This window comes from Xanthomonas sp. F14 (assembly GCF_014199865.1).
This window is the reverse complement of the sequence record NZ_JACHOM010000001.1, coordinates 1,561,596-1,582,836: the sequence shown is the minus strand read 5'-3', so window position 1 is coordinate 1,582,836 and position 21,241 is coordinate 1,561,596. Positions and strand designations below refer to the sequence as shown.

Below are 21,241 nucleotides of genomic sequence, written 5' to 3'. Positions count from 1 at the left end.
GCGCCGCGTCTCAAAGCGCCCAAGACGGCGCCCTATATCACCACAACGCATCGCGCAGCCGGTACCAACTCATCGCTGCCACCAGCAGCGGCGTGCGCAGCAGGCGCCCCCCGGGGAAGGGCCGATGCGGAATGCGTGCGAACACGTCCAGCCGTCGGCTCTGGCCGGCGATGGCCTCGGCGATGACCTGGCCGGCCAGGCCGGTGGCGGCGACGCCATGCCCGGAGAATCCCTGGGCGAAATACACGTTGGGCCCCAGCCGGCCCCAGTGCGGGGCGCGGTTGCGCGAGATGTCCACGTAGCCGCCCCACAGCGTTTGCAGCGGCACGTCGCGCAGTTGCGGGAAGACCGTGTGCATGCGCCGTGTCATCAACCGATCCAGGCCGTGCGGCGGGCGCGAGGAGTAGCTGGCGCGTCCGCCGAACAGCAGCCGGTGGTCGGCGCTGAGCCGGTAGTAGTCCAGCGCCCAGTTGGTGTCGGCGACCGCCATGTCGTTGGCGATCAGCGCGCGTGCACGGGCCTGGCCCAGCGGCGGCGTCGCACCGACATAGGTGCCGACCGGCATGATGCGGCGCTCCAGCGCCGTGGAAATGCCCTGCAGCAGGGCATTGCCGGCGATCACGCCGAACTCGGCGCTGACGCTGCCCTGGTCGGTCTGCATGGTCACGCGCGTGCCGTGCTCTAGCCGCGAGACGGGCGAGGCCTCGTGGATGCGCACGCCGGCCGCCAGCGCTGCGCGCGCCAGGCCCAGCGCATAGGCCAGCGGATGCAGATGGCCGCTGGCCGGATCGAACATCGCGCCCAGGTAGAGCGGGCTGTCCAGCACCTGCCGCGTACGCGCGCGGTCCCACCATTCCAGCGGGTAGTCGTAGCGCTCGGCCATGCGCACGATGCCGTGCTGCAAGGCCTGCACCTGGCGCGGCTTCAGCGGCACATGAGCGTGGCCGTCGCGCCAGTCGCAGGCGATGGCGTGGCGGTCGATGCGCGCGCGCAGCAGGTGCATGCCGTCGCGCGAGAAGTCGAACAGCAGCCGCGCGTCGGCATCGCCGACCAGCGCTTCCAGGGTTTCCTGCTCGCAGCCGTAGCCGACGATGGCCTGGCCGCCGTTGCGCCCGGAGGCGCCCCAGCCGATGCGCCTGGCTTCCAGCACGATGACCTTGTAGCCGGCCTCGGCCAGGGCGAGCGCGGCGGCGAGGCCGGTGTAGCCGGCGCCGAGGATGCAGACATCGGCACGTTGCACGCCCTGCAGGCATGGTTGCTGGGGCAAGGCCGGCGTGCTGCGGGCGTACCAGCTGTCGGGATAGCCGTTACCCGACGGATCGGCAGGCGGCAGCGATGTGGCCGGGCCGTCCATCAGACGATCCGCAGGTACCGGGCGTAATCCAGATCCGGCACCTGCGCCTGGTAGTCGAGCAGCTCGCGCTGTTTCTGCTGGCCGAATACGTGCTGGAACTGGCTGCCGAACTGCGCGCCGACAAAGTCGCTGGCGCCGAATGCATCCACCGCGGCTTGCCAGGTGCGCGGCCGAAAGACCGCTTGCGCATAGGCATTGCCGGTGACTGCCGCGCTGGGCTCGCCGGGATGTTGCAGGCCGTCCAGCATGGCGGCCAGCACGGCGGCGGCAGCCAGGTACGGGTTGGCATCGGCGCCGGCGATGCGATGCTCGATACGGGTGTTGCGTGCATCGCTATGCGGGATGCGCAGCGCCACGGTGCGGTTGTTGAAGCCCCAGCTCGCATCCAGCGGCACGAAGGCATTGCTGACGAACCTGCGGTAACTGTTGGCGTGCGGCGCGAACATCAGCAGCGAGGCATCGGCGTGCCGCTGCAGGCCGGCGATGGCATGGCGCAGGCGGTCGGCGGGTACATCGACGCTGCCGGCAAACACGTTGTGCCCGTCGGCATCGAGCAGGCTCACATGCAGGTGCAGGCCGCTGCCGGCCTGGCCGGGAAACGGCTTGGCCATGAAGCTGGCGAGCTTGCCCTGCTGTTGCGAAATCGCCTTGATGGTGCGCTTGAGCAGGATCGCCTCGTCGCAGGCGGCTACCGCATCGGCGCGATGCTGCAGGTTGATTTCGAACTGGCCGGGTGCGTACTCGGCCACGGCGGTGTCGGCCGGGATGCCTTGCTGGCGACAGGCGTCAGTCACCGCGTCGGTGAAGCTGCGCTGGTCGTCCAGGTCCTGCAAGGAATACACCTGGGTGCTGTCGCTGCGCACACCGGTCTGCGGATCGCGCGGCGTCTGCGGGCGTCCTTGCGCATCGGGCACCGCATCGAACAGGTAGAACTCCAGTTCCACCGCAATGACCGGGGTCAGGCCGAGCGCAGCAAAACCGTGCAGCACGCGCTGCAAGACCGCGCGCGGCGCGACCTCGAACACGCTGCCGTCCGGCTGATGCATTGCCAGCAGCAGCTGCGCCATCGGCCGCGGTGCCCACGGCACCGGACGCAGCGAGCCGGCGATCGGCCGGCAGATGCGATCGGCATCGCCGATGGCGTAGCCCAGCCCGGTTTCCTCGACGGTATTGCCGGTGATGTCGGTGGCGATCAGCGACATCGGCAGGCACACGCCATCGCGATAGACCTTGGCCAGGACCTCGGCTGTCACACGCTTGCCACGCAGCACGCCATTGGTGTCGGGCAACAGCAGATCGACCGCTTCGCAGCCATCGATCCGCGCCAGCGTGGCGGCATCGGCGGCGGGCAAGCACGCGACGGAGTTCTCGGAAACCATGGGCACCACCTGCAAGGTCGCCGCTCAGACTAGCAAAGCACATGTGATCTTTCGCAACAGTGCGCGCGTGGACCCTGGCAATGCAGGTGGCCGCACGGTAAGTTCGCAGGCATCCGCTGCGACTCCCATCAACCCGTGGCGACCACGCGCTGACAAGTTGTCGCGGTCGGAGGGATGCAGGTGATGCGCAAGCCGCCAGCTGCGCGCCACCTGTGCCCTGTACAGTGCCAGCGCCTGCGCGATGGCAAGCGCACGCGTGATGCAGCCGCGTTCAACCGGGAGATCCGCATGGCTGTCGTTCCACTGGTCGGGTTGCCGACCGATCGCATCCAGCAAGGGCCGCATCCGTTTCTGGCCACCGGCGAAAAGTACATCCGCGCGGTGGTGGACGCAGCCGGAGCCATGCCGGTGCTGTTGCCGAGCCTGCAGCCCACGCTGGATGCGCGCGCGTGGCTGAATCGTCTGGATGGCCTGTTGCTGACCGGTGCGGTCAGCAATGTCGAGCCGCATCACTACAGCGACGAGCCAAGCTGGGAGGGCAATCCGCACGACCCGGCGCGCGATGCCACCAGCCTGGGACTGATCCCGCAGGCACTGGCGCGCGGCCTGCCGGTGCTGGCGATCTGCCGCGGGCTGCAGGAGGTCAATGTGGCGCTGGGCGGGCGCCTGCACCAACGCGTGCATGACGTGCCCGGCCTGCTTGATCACCGCGAAGACCGTGCCATGCCGCTGGACACGCAGTACGGCCCGGCGCATCCGGTGCAGCTGCATCCTGGCGGCCTGCTGGCCGGCATGAGCGACAGCGCGCAGGTCGCGGTGAACTCGCTGCACGGGCAGGGCATTGCGCGCCTGGCCGACGGCCTGCTGATCGAGGCAACCGCGCCGGATGGCCTGATCGAAGCCTTTCGCGGCCCCGGGCCGGGCTTTCTGCTCGCGGTGCAGTGGCATCCGGAGTGGCGTGTCACACAGCATCCGTTCTACCGTGCCATCTTCCAGGCCTTCGGCGAGGCCTGTCGCCAATACGCCGCTCGACGCGGTCAGTGAGGTTGCATGTCGATCCGCACCCGTTCGCGCACATCCACGCCCAAGCAGCCCGAGAGCGCGCTGCGCCGCTGGCTCAAGGACCGCCACATCACCGAGGTCGAGTGCTTGGTGCCGGACATCACCGGCAACGCACGCGGCAAGATCATTCCGGCGGACAAGTTTTCGCACGACTACGGCACCCGGCTGCCGGAAGGCATCTTCGCCACCACCGTCACCGGCGATTTCCCTGACGATTACTACGAGCTGACCTCGCCATCGGATTCGGACATGCATCTGCGCCCGGATGCATCCACCGTGCGCATGGTGCCGTGGGCGGCCGATCCCACTGCGCAGGTCATCCACGATTGCTACACCAAGGACGGCCAGCCGCATGAGCTTGCCCCGCGCAATGTGCTGCGGCGCGTGCTGGACGCCTTTGCCGAAGCCAAGCTGCAACCGGTGGTGGCGCCGGAGCTGGAATTCTTCCTGGTGCAGAAGAACACCGACCCGGACTTTCCGTTGTTGCCGCCGGCCGGGCGCTCGGGTCGGCCGGAGACTGCGCGGCAGTCGTATTCGATCGATGCGGTCAACGAGTTCGACCCCATCCTGGACCTGATGTACGACTACTGCGATGCGATGGAACTGGACGTGGATACGCTGATCCACGAATCCGGCGCCGCGCAGCTGGAGGTCAACTTCACCCACGCCGATGCGCTCTCGCGCGCCGATCAGGTGTTCCTGTTCAAGCGCACCATGCGCGAGGCCGCGCTGCGGCATGGCGTGTATGCGACGTTTCTGGCCAAGCCGATGGAGACCGAGCCGGGCAGTGCGATGCATATCCATCAGAGCCTGCTGCATGCCGGCACCGGCAAGAACGTGTTCAGCGGCAAACGCGAAGGCGGCTTCAGCGACACCTTTGCGCACTATCTTGGTGGCCTGCAGAAATACATTCCGATGGCGATGGGGCTGCTGGCGCCCAACGTCAATTCCTACCGGCGGCTGATGTTCGGCGAGGTGTCGCCGAGCAATGTGCTGTGGGGTTTCGACAATCGCACCTGCGGGCTGCGGGTGCCGATCGATGTGCCGCAGAACATGCGGGTGGAAAGCCGCTTTGCCGGCTCCGACGCCAATCCGTACCTGGCGATGGCGGCGACCCTGGCCTGCGGGTTGCTCGGCATCCGCGAGAAGCTCGAACCGACCGCGCCGATCAGCAGCAACGGCAAGCAGCAGGGCTACGATCTGCCGCGCTCGCTGGGCGAGGCGCTGGACGGACTGGAGGGCTGCGAGGCCTTGCAGGAGATGCTGGGGCGGCGCTTCGTGCGCGCCTACATCTCGGTCAAGCGCAAAGAGTACGAGACGTTCTTCCGCGTGATCAGTTCGTGGGAGCGGGAGTTCCTGTTGTTGAATGTGTGAAGCGTCTGCGCTCGGCGCAGCGTGCCGCGCCGCTCCCGTCTCCCCTCGGGAGAAGGTGCCCGAAGGGCGGATGAGGGCAGGTCGTCTGGCCATGGTCCAGGCCCACGTGCACTGCAGGCGTCCGATGCGTTTTGCGCCAGCTGCCTTTCGTAACGCCACTGCATTCGCGCCACTGGCGTGAGCCACTTCCGGAGCAAGCCGTGCACCCTACTGTGTTGGAAACCTTGCAGCAGCTCGATGCCGCCCATCACCTGCATCCGTTCAACGACAACGCGGCACTGGCCGAAAAGGGTACGCGCATCCTGACCCGCGGCGAGGGCGTGTATGTCTGGGACGCGCAGGGCAACAAGTTGCTGGATGCGTTCGGCGGCTTGTGGTGCGTGAATGTCGGCTACGGGCGCAAGGAGCTGGCACAGGCGGCGGCGCGGCAGATGGAACAGCTGGCGTACTACAACAGCTTTTTCCAGTGCACCACCGAGCCCACCATCCATCTGGCCGCCAAGCTGGCGGAGCTGACGCCGGGCGATCTGAACCATGCGTTCTTCGCCAATTCCGGGTCGGAGGCCAACGACACCATCCTGCGGCTGGTGCGGCATTTCTGGGCGGTGCAGGGGCAGCCGGAAAAACGCATCTTCATCGGCCGTCATGACGGCTATCACGGCACCACCATGGCCGGCGCCAGCCTGGGCGGCATGCGCGGCATGCACAGGCAGGGTGGCCTGCCGATTCCGGATATCCACCACATCGCGCCGCCGTATCACTTCGGCGATGGCGGGGAGATGGACCCGGACGAGTACGGGCTGCTGGCGGCGCGTCGGCTGGAAGACCGGATCCTGCAACTCGGGCCGCAACACGTGGCGGCCTTCATCGGTGAACCGATCATGGGTGCGATCGGGGTGTACATCCCGCCGCGCAGCTACTGGCCGGAAATCGAGCGCATCTGCAAGCGCTACGACGTGCTGCTGGTGGCCGACGAGGTGATCTGCGGGTTCGGGCGTACCGGTGCCTGGTTCGGTGCGGATTATTTCGGCTTCCAGCCCGACGTGATGACGCTGGCCAAGGGCATCACCTCCGGCTATATCCCGTTGGCGGCGGCGATGTTCAACGATCGCGTGGCCGGCGTGCTCAAGGCGCAGGGCGGCGAGCTCGCGCACGGCGGCACCTATGCGGGGCATCCGGTCTGCGCGGCGGTGGCGCTGGAGAACCTGCGCCTGCTGCAGGACGAAGGCATCGTGGACACTGCGCGTACCCGGATCGCGCCGTATCTGGCACAACGCTGGGCCGAGCTGGGCGAGCACCGGCTGGTCGGCGAGGCGCGTATCGCCGGCCTGGTCGGGGCTCTGGAACTGGTGCCGGACAAGCGCCGGCGCGGGGTCTATTTCCCCGAACGCGGTCGGGTCGGTGCGCTGTGCCGCGATTTCGCGCTGCGGCGCGGGCTGATCCTGCGTGCCACCTACGATGCGATGCTGCTGTCGCCGCCGTTGATCATCACCTGCGAACAGGTCGATGAGCTGTTCGACAAGGCCTGGGCGGCGCTGGACGATACTGCGCAGGCGCTAGGCATCGTTGCCGCCTAAGCCGGCCGGCGCACGTCAAGCTTTGCCGGTCGCGCACACCCGCCAGGGCGGCCGGCAGAGGCGCTTGCGGCACCGGCCGCGCCGGCCAGCGGGTGCGCACGGTTGGTTTCCGCCACGCCGCGCTGTGCAAACACAACCACCATGGGTAGGCTGGCCCTTCGACCGGCCGCATCCCGGCCCGCCCTGATCGCGCTGCCCTGGAGACCCGCATGACGCTGCGACTGCTCGCCCTGACGCTGTCCACCACCTTGCTGGCCGCCTGCGGTGGCAGCAATGCACCCGGCGGTGCCGAGGCGCGGGCCAAGGTGCTCAACGTCTACAACTACTCGGACTACATCGCCGAAGACACCATTCCCGCGTTCGAGAAGAGCACCGGCATCAAGGTCACCTACGACGTGTTCGACAGCGACGAGATGGTGGAAACCAAGCTGCTCGCCGGTGGCAGCGATTACGACGTGGTGGTGCCCACGCTGAACTTCTTCGGCCGGCAGATCCAGGCCGGCGTGTTCCTGCCGCTGGACAAGGCCAAGATCCCCAATCTGGCCAATCTGGACCCGGACATCATGCGGCGCATTGCCGCGCAGGACCCGGGCAACGCCTATGGCGTGCCGTACATGATCGGCACCACCGGCATCGGCTACAACGTGGACAAGCTCAAGGCGATCTTCGGCAACACCGAGGTCGCCAACAGCTGGGACCTGGTGTTCAAGCCGGAAAACCTGTCCAGGTTGAAGGACTGTGGCGTGACCCTGCTGGACACGCCCTCGGACCTGATTCCGATCGCGCTCAATTATCTGGGCCTGGATCCGCACAGCAGCGTGCCGGCCGAGATCGAGCAGGCTGCCGCGCTGATCAAGACGATCCGCCCGTACGTGCAGAACTTTCATTCCAGCCAGTACGTGAGCTCGCTGGCCAACGGCAACACCTGCCTGGCGGTGGGCTGGTCGGGCGACATCATCCAGGCGCGCGACCGCGCGGTGGAAGCCGGCAACGGCATCAAGGTGGCCTATGCGATCCCCAAGGAAGGCGCGCCGCAGTGGTTCGACATGCTGGCCATTCCCAAGGACGCCAAGCACCCCGACAACGCCTACGCCTTCATCAATTATCTGTTGAAGCCGGACGTGGCCGCGGCCAACAGCAACTTCATCCACTACGCCAACCCGGTACGCACCGCCACGCCGCTGGTGGACGCGGCGATCCGCAACGACCCCACCATCTACCCGCCGCCGGAGGTGACCGCCAAGATGTTCACCTATGCGATCAATCCGCCGGAGGTGGACCGGCTGTATACGCGGCTGTGGACCGAGATCAAGACCGGTCGCTGACCGTCGCAGTCGCTCTTCCAGTTTTGTAAGAGCGCTTGCCAGGCGTGCGCCTGCAAGTCCGAGCGCGCGCTGACTGCGGTCGTCACGCAATCTGTACCGGGCGGTTCAAATAATTGTATGGTTGCGCCGCCTTCGCCGGACCGCTGATGCGGTACGTCGTCGCGCGCGCCTCGCCCACGACACAGGACGCCTCACCTTGAGCAACCACGACCAGCAGTCCAACGACGGCCAGCCTTCGGGCACGGATGCGCAAGGCACCGGCGCGCACAACGAGCAGGAGCCGCCCAAGCCCTCGCCGTTGAAGAACCCAAAGGTCAAATGGACGCTGATCGTGGTCGGGGTGCTGGTGGTGGTGCTGCTGGTGATCTGGCTGGCCTATTACCTGGTCAAGGGCCGCTACATGCAGGACACCAACAATGCCTACCTGCAGGCCGACTCGGTGGCCGTGGCGCCGCGGGTCAGCGGCTACGTGACCAAGGTGATGGTGGGCGACAACCAGATCGTGGAAGCCGGCCAGCCGCTGCTGCAGATCGACGACCGCACCTACCAGGCGAACCTGCAGCAGGCCGAAGCCGCGATCGCCGCGCGCCAGGCCGATATCGCCGCGGCCACGGCCAACGTGTCCGGGCAGGAGTCAGCGCTGGTGCAGGCGCGTAGCCAGGTCACCTCGGCAGCGGCAAGTCTGACCTTCGCCCAAGCCGAAGTGAAGCGCTTCGCCCCGTTGGCCGCCTCCGGCGCCGACACCCACGAGCACCAGGAAAGCCTGCAGCACGAGCTGCAACGTGCACGCGCCCAGTACCAGGCCGCGCAGGCGCAGGCCAAGGGCGCGCAGAGCCAGATCCTGGCCAGCAACGCGCAGCTGGAGCAGGCCCAGGCCGGCCTCAAGCAGGCCAGCGCCGATGCCGACCAGGCCCGCGTGGCGGTGGAAGACACCTTGCTGACCAGCCGCATCCACGGCCGTGTCGGCGACAAGACCGTGCAGGTCGGCCAGTTCCTCGGGGCCGGCACCCGCACCATGACCATCGTGCCGCAGGAATCGCTGTACCTGATCGCCAATTTCAAGGAAACCCAGGTCGGCCTGATGCGTCCCGGCCAGCCGGCCGAGATCGAGGTCGATGCCTTGTCGGGCGTCAAGCTGCACGGCAAGGTCGAGAGCCTGTCGCCGGGCACCGGCTCGCAGTTCGCATTGCTGCCGCCGGAAAATGCCACCGGCAACTTCACCAAGGTGGTGCAGCGCGTGCCGGTGCGCATCCGCGTGCTGGCCGGCGACGAGGCGCGCAAGGTGCTGGTGCCGGGCATGTCGGTCGAGGTCACCGTGGACACGCGCTCGGCCAAGGACGCCAAGCAACGGGCCGAGGAGGAATCCGATCGCGTGCAGGCGCAGGAGCGCGCGCGATGAATGCAACGGCAGCCACCGGCCCGCGTGCCGGCGGCAGCGCGCAACGCGAGAAGGCCGAGCCGGGCGCCTGGCTGGCGGTGCTGGCCGGCACCATCGGCTCGTTCATGGCGACGCTGGACATCTCCATCGTCAACGCGGCGCTGCCCACCATCCAGGGCGAGGTCGGCGCCAGCGGCACCGAAGGCACCTGGATCTCCACCGCGTACCTGGTTGCCGAGATCATCATGATCCCGCTGACCGGCTGGTTCGTGCGCACGCTGGGCCTGCGCAACTTCCTGCTGATCTGCGCGCTGATGTTCACCGCGTTTTCGGTGGTGTGCGGGCTGTCGACCTCGTTGACGATGATGATCATCGGCCGTGTGGGGCAGGGCCTGGCCGGCGGTGCGCTGATTCCGACCGCGCTGACCATCGTTGCGACCCGGCTGCCGCCGAGCCAACAAACGATGGGCACCGCGCTGTTCGGCATGACCGTGATCATGGGCCCGGTGATCGGCCCGCTGCTCGGCGGCTGGCTCACCGAGAACGTCAGCTGGCACTACGCCTTCTTCATCAACGTGCCGATCTGCGTCGGCCTGGTGGCCTTGCTGCTGCTTGGCCTCAAGCATGAAAAAGGCGACTGGGCCGGCCTGCTCAATGCCGACTGGCTGGGCATCTACGGCCTGACCGCCGGCCTGGGCGGGCTCACCGTGGTGCTGGAAGAGGGCCAGCGCGAGCGCTGGTTCGAATCCAGCGAGATCAACGCGCTGAGCGTGATCGCGCTCAGCGGATTCGCTGCACTGGTCGTGGGCCAGTTCCGCAAGCGGCCGCCGGTGATCCACCTGTCGCTGCTGCTGCATCGCAGTTTCGGCGCGGTGTTCGTCATGATCATGGCGGTGGGCATGATCCTGTTCGGCGTCATGTACATGATTCCTCAGTTCCTGGCGGTGATCTCCGGCTACAACACCGAGCAGGCCGGCTACGTGCTGCTGCTGTCAGGCCTGCCGACCGTGCTGTTGATGCCGATGATGCCCAAGCTGCTGGAGGTGGTGGACGTGCGCATCCTGGTGATCGCCGGGCTGATCTGCTTTGCCGCGGCCTGCTTCGCCAATCTGTCGCTGACCGCCGACACCGTGGGCATGCATTTTGTCGCCGGCCAGTTGTTGCAGGGCTGCGGCCTGGCGCTGGCGATGATGTCGTTGAACCAGGCGGCCATTTCATCTGTGCCGCCCGAACTGGCCGGCGATGCGTCGGGCCTGTTCAACGCCGGCCGCAACCTGGGCGGCTCGGTGGGGCTTGCGCTGATCTCCACCTTCCAGGAGCGCCGCATGACCTTCCATACCGAAACCATCGGCAGCGCAATCACCGCCAATTCCTCGCGCGCGCAGGACTTTCTTTCCGGGCTGACTGCGCAGATGCAGGGCAGTGCCGGCGGCGAGGCGGCCATTCGCTCGGTCGCGCAGCTGGCGCGCCTGGTGCAGCAGCAGGCCCTGGTGATGACCTATAGCGATCTGTTCTGGATCTTCGGCGTGATCGTGGTCTGCACGATTCCGCTGGCCTTTTTGCTCAAGCCGTTACCCAAGGGGGCGCACCTTGCAATGCACTGATTCCATGCGCCTGATCCGCATGCCCCTGGCTGCGGCGTTGAGCGTGGTTTTGCTCGGCGGCTGCATGCTCGGCCCCAACTACACCAAGCCCCCGGCAGTGGCCGACACGGCGGTGCAGGCGCCGGCCCTGCATCGCGCTGCTGGCGCCGACGTGGTCGCTGCCGCGCCATTGAATCATTGGTGGGAGCAACTGCAGGACCCGACCCTCACCCAGCTGGTCACCCAGGCCCTGGCCGACAGTCCCAACCTGCGTGCGGCGCAGGCGCGGCTGCGTGCCAACCGTGCACTGGCCAGCCAGCGCCGTGCCGAACGTCTGCCCAAGCTCAACGCCAGCGCGGTGTATGCGTATGCCGAGCCGCCGCAGACCATCGTCGATACGCTGGGCGGCTTGCAGAACGGCCAGAACGGCCAGCCACCGGCACAGGGTAGCGAGGCGCTGGATCTGGAAAAGACCCAGATCTACAGCGCCGGTTTCGACGCCAGCTGGGAACTGGATTTCTTCGGCCGCCGCCGTCGCGCCGCCGAAGGCGCGCTGGCACAGGCGCAGGCCTCGGAGGCCGAGCTGGCCGATGCGCAGGTGCAGCTGGCAGCCGAAGTGGGGCAGGTGTACCTCAACTACCGCGGCTTGCAGGCGCGGCTGGCGATCGCCGATGCGAACCTGGACAAGATCGGGCAGACCCTGCGCCTGACCCAGCAGCGCCGCGAGCGCGGCGCGGCCTCGGACCTGCAGGTCGAACAGATCGCCACGCAAGTGCAGCAGCAACAGGCGCAGCGCCTGCCGCTGGAAATGCAGTCGCAGGAAGCGCTGGATCAACTGGCGCTGATGGTGGGGCGCGAGCCCGGCGCGCTGGACGCGCAGTTGAGCGCGCCGCAGCCATTGCCGATGCTGCCCACCCAGGTGCGCGTGGACGATGCCGGCGCCCTGATCCGTCGCCGCCCCGATGTGCGCAAGGCCGAGCGCGAACTGGCTGCCTCCAGCGCGCAGATCGGCGAGGCGTTGAACGGGTATTTTCCGCAGGTGAGCCTGCTGGGCGGCCTGAGCTGGGTCGCCGGCTCGCCCAGCGATTTCAATTCCGATGCCTTGACCACGCTGGCGGTGCCGATGCTGCGCTGGTCGATCTTCGACTTCGGCCGCACCAAGGCACAGGTGGAGCAGGCGCGTGCCGGCAACGCCGGGCGCGAGGCGGCGTACGAGGGCGCGGTGCTGGCTGCGTTGCAGGATGCCAATTCGGCATTGGCGCGCTTCGGCTCGGCGCGCAAGCAGCTGGTGGTGGCGCGGCAGGCCGAAGCCTCGGCCACGCGTTCGGCCGGCTTGATGCAGCAACGGCGCGATGCCGGTGCCACCTCGTCGATCGATCTGCTCGACGTGCAGCGCCAGCAGCTGTCCGCGCAGGACGCCGCCGCACAGGCACAGGTACAGTTGCTGGTGAACTACGTCGCGCTGCAGAAGAGCCTGGGTCTGGGCTGGAGCGCGCCGGTGCCGGAGCCACGCTGATCGATAGCCGTCGCGGCGGGCGTCGGCGCTCCGGTCGCGCTAGGGTGTCGCTCTGCCGTTGCAGACACCGTGTTGCTGCAGCGCCCGCGCCGGCAGGCGGTCACCAGATGTAGCAGTTCGTCGTCGGCTCGCTGCAGGCGAGACGCCTGGACGCAAATGGACGAGCGCTGATGTCGCACCAAGCACTGGCGGCGCCGGCGTCCTGAGGTGCACAGTCGGTGCCGGGCCACGCTTCGCAATCGAGAGGATCCATGGCAGTTACCGAGGCCGCAGTGGCGCCGCTTTCCCCTGGCGACAACGCCTATCTGAGCATCAACGAGGTCCGCAAGGAATTCGATGGCGTCGTCGCGGTCGATGATGTCAGCCTGCAGATCCGCAAGGGCGAGATCTTCGCGCTGCTGGGCGGCTCGGGCAGCGGCAAGTCCACCCTGCTGCGCTGCCTGGCCGGCTTCGAGCGGCCGACCAAAGGCCGCATCGTGCTCGATGGCCAGCCGATCGACGGTTTGCCGCCGTACGAGCGCCCGATCAACATGATGTTCCAGTCGTATGCGCTGTTTCCGCACATGAGCGTGGAACAGAACATCGCCTTTGGGCTGAAGCAGGAGGCGCTTTCCAAGCCGGCGATCGCGGCGCGCGTGGGCGAAATGCTGGAGCTTGTGCAGCTTGGCAACCTGGCCAGGCGCAAGCCGCATCAATTGTCCGGCGGGCAGCAGCAACGTGTGGCGTTGGCGCGCTCGCTGGCCAAGCGGCCCAAGCTGCTGCTGCTGGACGAACCGATGGGCGCGCTGGACAAGAAGCTGCGCGCGCAGATGCAGCTGGAACTGGTCAACATCATCGAGACCTCCGGCGTCACCTGCGTCATGGTCACTCATGATCAGGAGGAGGCCATGAGCATGGCCACCCGCATCGCGTTGATGGACCAGGGCTGGATCCAGCAGGTCGGCACCCCGGACGAAATCTACGAACAACCGGCCAACCGGTTCGCTGCCGACTTCATCGGCTCGGTCAATCTGATCGACGCGGTGATCGTCGAGGACAAACCCGACTACGTCGGCCTGAAGGCGCCGGCCTTCGACGCCAATATCCGGATCGGCCACGGCATCACCGGTTTCGAAGGGCAGGCAGTGGCGTTCGCGCTGCGCCCGGAAAAACTCCTCATCGGCAAGGACGAACCGGCCCAGGCCTGCAACAAGGCGCAGGGCGTGATCGAGGACATCGCCTATTTCGGTAGCCATTCGGTCTATCACGTGCGCCTGCCCGGCGGTTTCACGCTGATGGCCAACTTCGCCAACCGTCAGCGTTGGGCCAGCGAAGCGCTGACCTGGGGCGACACCGTCTGGCTGAACTGGGGCGAGGACGACGGCGTGGTACTCACCGCATGAGTCGCCTGATCCGCGCATTGCCGGGCGCGCGCTGGGGTGTGATCGCCGCACCGTATCTGTGGCTGCTGGTGTTCTTTGCGATCCCGTTCCTGATCGTGCTGAAGATCTCCTTCGCCGAGCGCGCCACCGCGATGCCGCCGTACACGCCGCTGTTCGCCGTTGCGGCCGATGGGGCGGTGAGCGTCAAGCTGCATCTGGGCAATTATCTGGTCATGCTGCGCGACAGCCAGTACCTGGCGGCGTATGCGAGTTCGATCAGGATCGCCGCGCTGTCGACCGTGTTTGCGCTGTTGATCGGCTACCCGATGGCCTATGTCATTGCGCGTCTGCCGCTGGCCACGCGCAATGTGGCGATGATGCTGGTGGTGCTGCCGTCATGGACCTCGTTCCTGATCCGCGTCTACGCCTGGATCGGCATCCTCGACGGCAACGGCCTGCTCAATCAGGCGCTGCTGGCGCTGGGAGTGATCCGCCAGCCCTTGCAGTTGCTGTACACGCCGCTGGCCGCCTACATCGGCATCGTTTACTGCTATCTGCCGTTCATGGTGTTGCCGTTGTACGCCAATCTGGTCAAGCACGACCAGCGATTGCTCGAAGCCGCCTACGATCTGGGCGCGCGGCCGTGGCAGGCCTTCGTGCGCATCACCTTGCCGCTGTCGCGCAACGGCATCGTTGCCGGCTGCATGCTGGTGATGATCCCGGCGGTGGGCGAATTCGTGATTCCGGAAATGCTGGGCGGGCCGGACACCTTGATGATCGGCCGCGTGCTGTGGGGCGAGTTCTTCAATAATCGCGACTGGCCGGTGGCCGCGGCGGTGGCTACGGTGATGTTGCTGCTGTTGCTGGTGCCGATCGTGCTGTTCCACCGTTATCAGCAGCGCGAGCTGGAAGGGCGGCTGACATGATGCGCGCCTCTCCCGGCACGCGCCTGCTGGGCGCTGGCGTGCTCGCGCTGGGCTTCGGCTTTCTGTATCTGCCGATCCTGTTGCTGATGGTCTACTCGTTCAACGCCTCGCGCCTGGCGATGGTGTGGGGCGGCTTTTCCACGCGTTGGTACGGCGAATTGCTGCGCGATCGCCAGTTGCTGGAGGCGGCCTGGGTCAGCCTGCAAGTCGCGTTCTGGACCGCCTGTGCATCGACGGTGCTGGGGACGATGGCGGCGCTGGCGATGGTGCGCATGCGGCGTTTTCCCGGCAAGACCCTGTTCGGTGCATTGATCACCGCACCGCTGGTGATGCCGGAAGTGATCATCGGCCTGTCGATCCTGTTGTTGCTGGTTTCGATGGGCGGTGTCCTCGGGATCGCACCGCGTGGCGCGGTGGCAATCTGGGCGGCGCATGTCACCTTCACCGTCTCGTTCGTCACGGTGGTGATTTCCTCGCGCCTGCAGGAACTGGATCGCTCGCTGGAAGAGGCGGCGATGGATCTGGGCGCGACACCGCTGAAGGTGTTCTTCCTGATCACCTTGCCGATCATCGCTCCGGCATTGGTATCGGGCTGGCTGCTCGCATTCTCGCTGTCGCTGGACGACGTGGTGATCGCCAGCTTTCTGGCCGGGCCCAGTTCGACCACCTTGCCGATCAAGGTGTTTGCGTCGGTGCGGCTGGGCATCAGCCCCAAGATCAACGCACTTGCCACGCTGATGGTGCTGGCGGTGTCGATCGCCGCAGTGATCGGCTGGTGGCTGCTGGCGCGTGGCGAAAGACGCCGCCAGCGCGATGCGCAACTGGCGCTGCAAGCTGCTTCCTGAGCAGGCACCAACATGGGGGGGGCGAATGCATCGCCACCAGCGGCGGCCAGACGGCTGCGAACGCCGACGCCACAGACATCCACGATGGCTGCACGCCGATTGCGGACGCCTGATTCGGCCACCGGACGCCGGGCACGGCAGTTGGTTGGGCCGCTGTTACCTGGCCGGAGGCGTGTACCCGCTGTCCCAGGGCTGCGGCTTGGTCAGGTAGCACTGATACTCGGCGCTGATGTCGTAGCCCTGTTGCTCGACCTTGGGTTGTTCGTCGGCGCGATCCTTGTCCCTGTTCTTGCCGTTCTTGTCGCCGTCGTCCTTGGATTTCTGCTTGCTCGGATAGATCGTGACCATGTTCGGCGACGAGTGCGCGGTAACGAATTGGCGGATGGCAGTCTCCGAGCAGGCCCGCAGTGCCTGTTCCTCGCAGGGTTGGCTGGGATTGGGCAGCGTGTTGGTGCAGCTCACGGTGACAAATCCGTTCGGGCCGGGACGCGGGCCGTGCAGCATGTCCTGCAGGACGGCGCATCCCGGCAGGCAGGCGCCGATGCCAAGTACAACTAGAACAATGAGATCCCGGCGCATCGTGGTGGTCTTCCGTGAATGGATGAAGCTGCCAAGTGCCGAATGCTAGAGCATTTTTGTGCGGTGGGACGGTCGGGACAGGGCAGGGACGCTTTCGTTCGCGTGGCTGGGAGCGTTGTTCCGGTTGCCAGTGATCCGCGAGCGGTGCGATCGAGGTGCGGCATTGCGTCGCGGCGTGGGTAAACACAGCGTTGCAGCGATTTGCTGCAGTTGTGACGCGGCTGCAACTTGCCGGCGACTAGCATGGCGGGCCTGTAACAGGAGACCGTCATGTCCTACGACACCGTCAACCCGGCCACTGGCCAAGTCGAACATACCCAGCACACCCTGGACGCCGCCGCCATCGAGACGCGTCTGGCTGCTTCCGCCAAGGCGTTTCCGCAGTGGGCGGCGCTGCCGCTGGCCGAGCGCGGCGCACTGCTGCGCCGGGTCGGCGAAGAGCTGACCCGGCGGCGCGACGACCTGCAGCGCATCATGACCGCCGAGATGGGCAAGCTGCGCCACGAGGCGCTGGCCGAGGTGGACAAGTGCGCGCAGGGCTGCGCCTATTACGCCGAACATGCAGCCGACTACCTGGCACCGCGCGATATCCCGACCGAGGCGCAGTCCAGCTATGTGCGCTACGAGCCACTGGGCTGCGTGTTTGCGGTGATGCCATGGAATTTTCCGCTGTGGCAGGCGTTCCGTTTCCTCGCCCCGGGTCTGATGGCCGGCAATGTGGCGCTGCTCAAGCACGCCAGCAATGTGCCGCGCTGCGCCGATGCGATGAAGGAGGTGCTGGATGCCGCCGGTATTCCGCCCGGCGTGTTCGATGTGCTGCATATCGACAATGACCAGGCTGCAGACGTGTTGCGTGACGATCGCATTGCCGCAGTGACGCTGACCGGCAGCGAGCGCGCCGGACGTTCGCTGGCTGCAAATGCGGGCGATCAGTTGAAGAAGTGCGTGATGGAACTCGGCGGCAGCGATGCGTTCGTGGTGCTGGAAGACGCCGACCTAGAGCACACCGTCGCCTCCGCCGTGCAGTCGCGGTTCGACAACAGCGGGCAGACCTGCATCGCCGCCAAGCGCTTCATCGTGGTGGACGCCATCGCCGATCGCTTCATCGAACGCTTCGTTGCCGCTGCCTCCCAGCGCGTGCTCGGCGACCCGCAACAGGAGGGCACCACGCTGGCGCCGATGGCCCGCGCGGATCTGCGCGACGAGCTGCACAAGCAGGTGCAACACAGTGTGGAAAAGGGTGCCAAGGTGCTGCTGGGCGGCGAACCGGTACCCGGTTCGCATGCAGGCTATCCGGCCACCATCCTCGATCATGTCGCCCCGGGCATGCCGGCCTACGAGGAGGAGTTTTTCGGCCCGGTCGCGTCGGTCATTCGCGTGCGGGATGAAGCAGAAGCAGTACGCGTGGCCAACGACACCAGCTTTGGCCTGGGCGGCAGCGTGTGGACCTCCGATGCCAAGCGCGGCGAGCGCGTCGCGCAGCAATTGCAGTGCGGCGCGGCGTTCGTCAATTCGGTGGTCAAGAGTGACGTGCGGCTACCGTTCGGTGGCATCAAGCGCTCGGGCTTCGGCCGCGAGCTGGCCGAGCACGGCATCCACGAGTTCATGAACATCAAGACGATCTATGTGGCTTGAGTGCGGGGATTGGGGATTCGGGATTGGGGATTCATAAAATCAGGCAGCCTTCCTTCTCCCCCTCGGGAGAAGGTACCCGAAGAGCGGATGAGGGTAAGTGCAGCAAGCGAGCAGAAGTCACTCGTCCTGCTCCAACCAATCCCCAATCCCCACTCCCAAATCCCAGCCGCAAAGCGGCCTAAAGCCACCGCGCTCGCTTGAACAGGCGATACAGCACCAGGCACGAGGCGACCACGCCGGCTACCAGCAGTGGGTAGGCGTAAGGTTTGTCCAGTTCGGGCATGTGGGTGAAGTTCATGCCGTACCAGCTGGTGATCAGGGTGGGCGCGGCCAGCAGGGCGGCCCAGGCGCCCAGGCGTTTGACGGTTTCGCCCTGGGCCAGGGTCACCATCGACAGGTTGACGCTCAGCGCGGTACCCAGCATTTCGCGCAAGGTGTCGATGGCGTCGTTGATGCGCACGGCATGGTCGAGCACGTCGCGCAGGTAGATGCCGACCTCGTCGTGGATCAGCGAGCCGGGGTTGCGCTTGAGGTGCGAGAGCACGTCCTGCAATGGCGCCACGACCAACCGCATCTTGTTGAGTTCGCGCTTGAGCTCGTACAGGCGCACCACGGTTTCGCGCTTGTAGTTGTCGGCGAAGATGTCCTTTTCCAGGCCTTCCAGCGTGTCGCGGAACTCGTCCATGATCGGCAGGTAGTTGTCGACCACGAAGTCGAGCACGCCATACAGGCAGAACGAGGCGCCCATGCGCAGCATCGCCGGTTCGCGTTCGACCCGGTGCCGCACCGGCGTGTACGACAGCGATGCGCCATGGCGCACCGTCAACAGAAAGCGCGCGCCCAGAAACGCGTGCGTCTCGCCGTAGCGGATGCGCTCGTTGACCAGTTGTGCGGTGTTGACCACCACGAACAAGGAATTGCCGTAGCTCTCGGCCTTGGGACGTTGGTGCGCCTTGAGCGCATCCTCGATGGCCAGATCGTGCAGGCCGAACTCATCCTGCAGTTTGTGCAGCACCGACTCCTGCGGCTCGTACAGGCCGACCCAGACAAAGCCATCCGGGCGCTGCAGCACGTCGCTGATCTGCTCCAGGCTGATGTCGTGGCGCTGGCCCTGGCCGTCGTAATAGGCGCAGGTGATGACGCAGGAGGGGTTGTCCGGATGGCGGCCGTGGTGGTTCATGGGCGCATCCTGGATCAGCGCGTGCGGACGGACAAGTCACGCCGCCGCAACGCGATGGCGAGCGCGGCATGGATCGGCAACAGCAGCAGCACCCACTGCAGGTTGTCCTGCGCCTGGAACGACAGCCAGTGGATCAGCAGTGCCAGCAGTGCCGCGGCGGCCACCACCCAGCGCAGCACATCGAACCAGCGCCCGGGCCGGCGCCCGCGCAGCACGGCGATGCCGCCGATCAACAGCAGCACGCACAGCGGGTTGACCAGCAACAGGTTGCGATTGGCCCAGGCCGACTGATGCGCGGTGAAGCCCCACAGATACACCAGCAAGCCGCCGCCGATCGCGCACAGCAGCCAGTACGGCAGGGCCAGGGCGGCCAGCACGCGTTGCCGGCGACCGAGTGCCAGCACGCCGGCAGCGACGATCAGCCCGGTCAGCAGCCATGGCCACCAGTGGCGCTGCTGTTCCGCCGGCTCCGGTGCGATGCGATGCGGCAGCAAGACCTGGGTGGACTGCACCAACGGGCGGCCGGCGCTGTTGTGCACCTGGGTCAGGCTGTCGGCCAGGCGCATCGGCACGAAGGCTTCTTCCCAGCGCGACAGCGGGCGGTCCGCATACGGCCCCAGGCCCAGGTCGAAGCCCAGCCACATCCACGGGGCAGGGGAGGCCAGGCGCACCGCTTCGCTGCGGAAGGTATTGCCGCGCGAGCGCCCGGCCAGTTGCGATTTCAACGCGCCACCCATGGCGCGGTCCAGCGTGTCGCGGACCATGGTGGCGCAGTTGGCCACGAAGTAATCGTAGTGGTAGCGCGCGTTCTCGGGCTGGCTGCGGATGGCCAGCCCGTCAGCCAGCGCGCGCGCCTGGTCCGGTGGCAGGTCCAGCCACTGGATGCTGACGCCGCGGCCGACCGCACGGTACTGCTGCAGGTCTTCTTCCAGCGGCAACGCGACCAGGTAATACATCATCTCGCCGCGCGCAAAGCGGGGGACGAAATCCGGCTCGCCGGGGTCGAAGAAGCCAAAGTTGTACGAGGTGGCCTGCCCGGTGACGGGATCGACCACCACGATGGCATCGTGGCCGAAGCGCTCGAAGAACACCTCGCCCGGCTGCATGGTGACCACGCCGACCCGCGGTGCCGGCACATTGGGCTGGGCTGGCGCCTGCCCGGTGGCCTGGGCCATGGCGGCAGGTGCCACCAACCACGCCAGCAACAGCAGCAGACACGCTGCCGCCCAGCGCCGGATGCTGCCGCGGCTTGGCGCTGCAGCACTCACGCGGTACCAACGGTTCAAGCGTCGTCCTGCGGGTCTGGCGGCAGAATGGTCACGTGGAAGGCGTGCACGCGTCGCGCATCGGCCTTGGCCACACGGAAGGCAAAGCGCCCCAGCGTCAGCTCTTCGCCGGTTTCCGGCAGGTGGCCGATCGCATCGGTGACCAGGCCGCCGACGGTGTCGTACTCGTCATCGGGGAAGTCGGCACCAAAGCGCTCGTTGAAGTCTTCGATCGGCGTCAGCGCATCGACCACATAGCGGCCGTCGGCCTGGATCGCGATCAGCGAATTCTCGTCTTCGGCATCGTCGTGCTCATCGTCAATCTGGCCGACGATCTGCTCCAGCACGTCTTCGATGGTGACCAGCCCGGCGACGCCGCCGTACTCGTCCACCACGATCGCCATGTGGTTGCGCGACAGCCGGAATTCCTTGAGCAGCACGTTGAGCTTCTTGGACTCGGGGATCAGCACCGCCGGGCGCAGCAGTTCGCGCACGTTGCCGGGGCCGTTGTCGGCGACCACGCCGCGCAACAAGTCCTTGGCCAGCAGGATGCCGAGCACTTCGTCCTTGTTCTCGCCGTGCACCGGGAAGCGCGAATGGCCGGATTCCACCACCTGCTTCATCAGGTCGATAAAGCGCGCCTCCACCGGCAGCGAGACCATCTGCGAGCGCGAGATCATCACATCGCCCACGGTGAGCTCGGACACGGAGATTGCGCCTTCCATCATGCGCAAGGTGTCTGCAGCGATGAGACCATCCTGTTCGGCGGTCCGCAGCAGCGCGACCAGTTCGTCGCGGGTATGGGGTTCGCCAGAGAAGGCAGCGCTCAGGCGCTCGAGCCAGCTACGGCGTTTTTCGGGTGTTTCTTGGGATTGGCTACTGTCGTCTTCGGACATCGTGAC

At 66.6% G+C, this 21,241-nt stretch carries 17 protein-coding genes; 11 read left to right on the top strand and 6 right to left on the bottom strand.

Annotation, left to right across the window (positions count from 1 at the left end):
* Nucleotides 1-37: 37 nt before the first annotated feature.
* Both GGR73_RS06865 and GGR73_RS06860 read right to left on the bottom strand, forming a co-directional pair.
* On the bottom strand, nucleotides 38-1,354 hold the full coding sequence (locus GGR73_RS06865; RefSeq protein WP_104568327.1) for an NAD(P)/FAD-dependent oxidoreductase: 1,317 nt from the start codon (nucleotides 1,352-1,354) through the stop codon (nucleotides 38-40).
* Nucleotides 1,354-2,733, bottom strand: a complete 1,380-nt coding sequence (locus GGR73_RS06860; protein ID WP_184456152.1) for a glutamine synthetase family protein — start codon at nucleotides 2,731-2,733, stop codon at nucleotides 1,354-1,356. The genes GGR73_RS06865 and GGR73_RS06860 overlap by 1 nt, the downstream gene beginning before the upstream one ends.
* Nucleotides 2,734-3,021: 288 nt before the next feature.
* Here GGR73_RS06860 and GGR73_RS06855 point away from each other — a divergent pair, with 288 nt between their 5' ends.
* The 10 genes from GGR73_RS06855 (at nucleotide 3,022) to GGR73_RS06810 (ending at nucleotide 15,680) form a co-directional block, all read left to right on the top strand.
* Nucleotides 3,022-3,777, top strand: coding sequence for a gamma-glutamyl-gamma-aminobutyrate hydrolase family protein (locus GGR73_RS06855; protein ID WP_184456150.1), 756 nt, complete (start codon nucleotides 3,022-3,024; stop codon nucleotides 3,775-3,777).
* A gap of 6 nt (nucleotides 3,778-3,783) precedes the next feature.
* A complete protein-coding gene (locus tag GGR73_RS06850) occupies nucleotides 3,784-5,169 on the top strand; it encodes a glutamine synthetase family protein (protein ID WP_184456148.1) in 1,386 nt (461 codons plus the stop codon).
* A gap of 200 nt (nucleotides 5,170-5,369) precedes the next feature.
* Entirely contained in the window at nucleotides 5,370-6,746 is a 1,377-nt protein-coding gene (locus GGR73_RS06845) for an aspartate aminotransferase family protein (protein ID WP_184456146.1), read from the top strand.
* A gap of 209 nt (nucleotides 6,747-6,955) precedes the next feature.
* Nucleotides 6,956-8,071, top strand: a complete 1,116-nt coding sequence (locus tag GGR73_RS06840; RefSeq protein ID WP_024940509.1) for a polyamine ABC transporter substrate-binding protein — start codon at nucleotides 6,956-6,958, stop codon at nucleotides 8,069-8,071.
* A gap of 196 nt (nucleotides 8,072-8,267) precedes the next feature.
* Nucleotides 8,268-9,470 carry an HlyD family secretion protein gene (locus GGR73_RS06835; protein ID WP_184456144.1) on the top strand — a complete coding sequence of 401 codons (1,203 nt, stop codon included), beginning with the start codon at nucleotides 8,268-8,270 and terminating at the stop codon, nucleotides 9,468-9,470.
* Nucleotides 9,467-11,053: an MDR family MFS transporter gene (locus GGR73_RS06830; RefSeq protein ID WP_024940507.1), complete on the top strand. Its 1,587-nt coding sequence runs from the start codon at nucleotides 9,467-9,469 to the stop codon at nucleotides 11,051-11,053. The genes GGR73_RS06835 and GGR73_RS06830 overlap by 4 nt, the downstream gene beginning before the upstream one ends.
* Nucleotides 11,054-11,057: 4 nt before the next feature.
* A complete protein-coding gene (locus tag GGR73_RS06825) occupies nucleotides 11,058-12,548 on the top strand; it encodes an efflux transporter outer membrane subunit (protein ID WP_039526823.1) in 1,491 nt (496 codons plus the stop codon).
* A gap of 251 nt (nucleotides 12,549-12,799) precedes the next feature.
* A complete protein-coding gene (locus GGR73_RS06820; RefSeq protein ID WP_184456142.1) occupies nucleotides 12,800-13,930 on the top strand; it encodes a polyamine ABC transporter ATP-binding protein in 1,131 nt (376 codons plus the stop codon).
* The gene (locus tag GGR73_RS06815) at nucleotides 13,927-14,835 is read left to right on the top strand and encodes an ABC transporter permease subunit (RefSeq protein WP_184456140.1); all 909 of its coding nucleotides are present in this window, start codon (nucleotides 13,927-13,929) and stop codon (nucleotides 14,833-14,835) included. Before GGR73_RS06820 ends, GGR73_RS06815 begins: the two co-directional genes overlap by 4 nt.
* The gene (locus GGR73_RS06810; protein ID WP_184456138.1) at nucleotides 14,832-15,680 is read left to right on the top strand and encodes an ABC transporter permease subunit; all 849 of its coding nucleotides are present in this window, start codon (nucleotides 14,832-14,834) and stop codon (nucleotides 15,678-15,680) included. The genes GGR73_RS06815 and GGR73_RS06810 overlap by 4 nt, the downstream gene beginning before the upstream one ends.
* Before the next feature lie 156 nt (nucleotides 15,681-15,836).
* On the opposite strand, the gene GGR73_RS06805 is transcribed toward GGR73_RS06810, so the two are convergent.
* A complete protein-coding gene (locus GGR73_RS06805; protein ID WP_054592748.1) occupies nucleotides 15,837-16,259 on the bottom strand; it encodes a hypothetical protein in 423 nt (140 codons plus the stop codon).
* A gap of 270 nt (nucleotides 16,260-16,529) precedes the next feature.
* Between GGR73_RS06805 and GGR73_RS06800 the strand changes: the two genes are divergently transcribed.
* Entirely contained in the window at nucleotides 16,530-17,894 is a 1,365-nt protein-coding gene (locus tag GGR73_RS06800) for an NAD-dependent succinate-semialdehyde dehydrogenase (protein ID WP_166770903.1), read from the top strand.
* A 178-nt stretch (nucleotides 17,895-18,072) separates the two neighbouring features.
* Here GGR73_RS06800 and GGR73_RS06795 read toward each other — a convergent pair whose 3' ends face one another.
* From GGR73_RS06795 to GGR73_RS06785, 3 genes are read right to left on the bottom strand one after another with little or no spacing between them, the layout of a single operon-like run.
* Nucleotides 18,073-19,074, bottom strand: a complete 1,002-nt coding sequence (locus GGR73_RS06795) for a magnesium and cobalt transport protein CorA (RefSeq protein WP_184456136.1) — start codon at nucleotides 19,072-19,074, stop codon at nucleotides 18,073-18,075.
* Nucleotides 19,075-19,088: 14 nt separating this feature from the next.
* The gene (locus GGR73_RS06790) at nucleotides 19,089-20,360 is read right to left on the bottom strand and encodes a lipoprotein N-acyltransferase Lnb domain-containing protein (RefSeq protein WP_184456134.1); all 1,272 of its coding nucleotides are present in this window, start codon (nucleotides 20,358-20,360) and stop codon (nucleotides 19,089-19,091) included.
* Nucleotides 20,357-21,235: an HlyC/CorC family transporter gene (locus tag GGR73_RS06785; protein ID WP_024939270.1), complete on the bottom strand. Its 879-nt coding sequence runs from the start codon at nucleotides 21,233-21,235 to the stop codon at nucleotides 20,357-20,359. The genes GGR73_RS06790 and GGR73_RS06785 overlap by 4 nt, the downstream gene beginning before the upstream one ends.
* Nucleotides 21,236-21,241 lie beyond the last annotated feature (6 nt).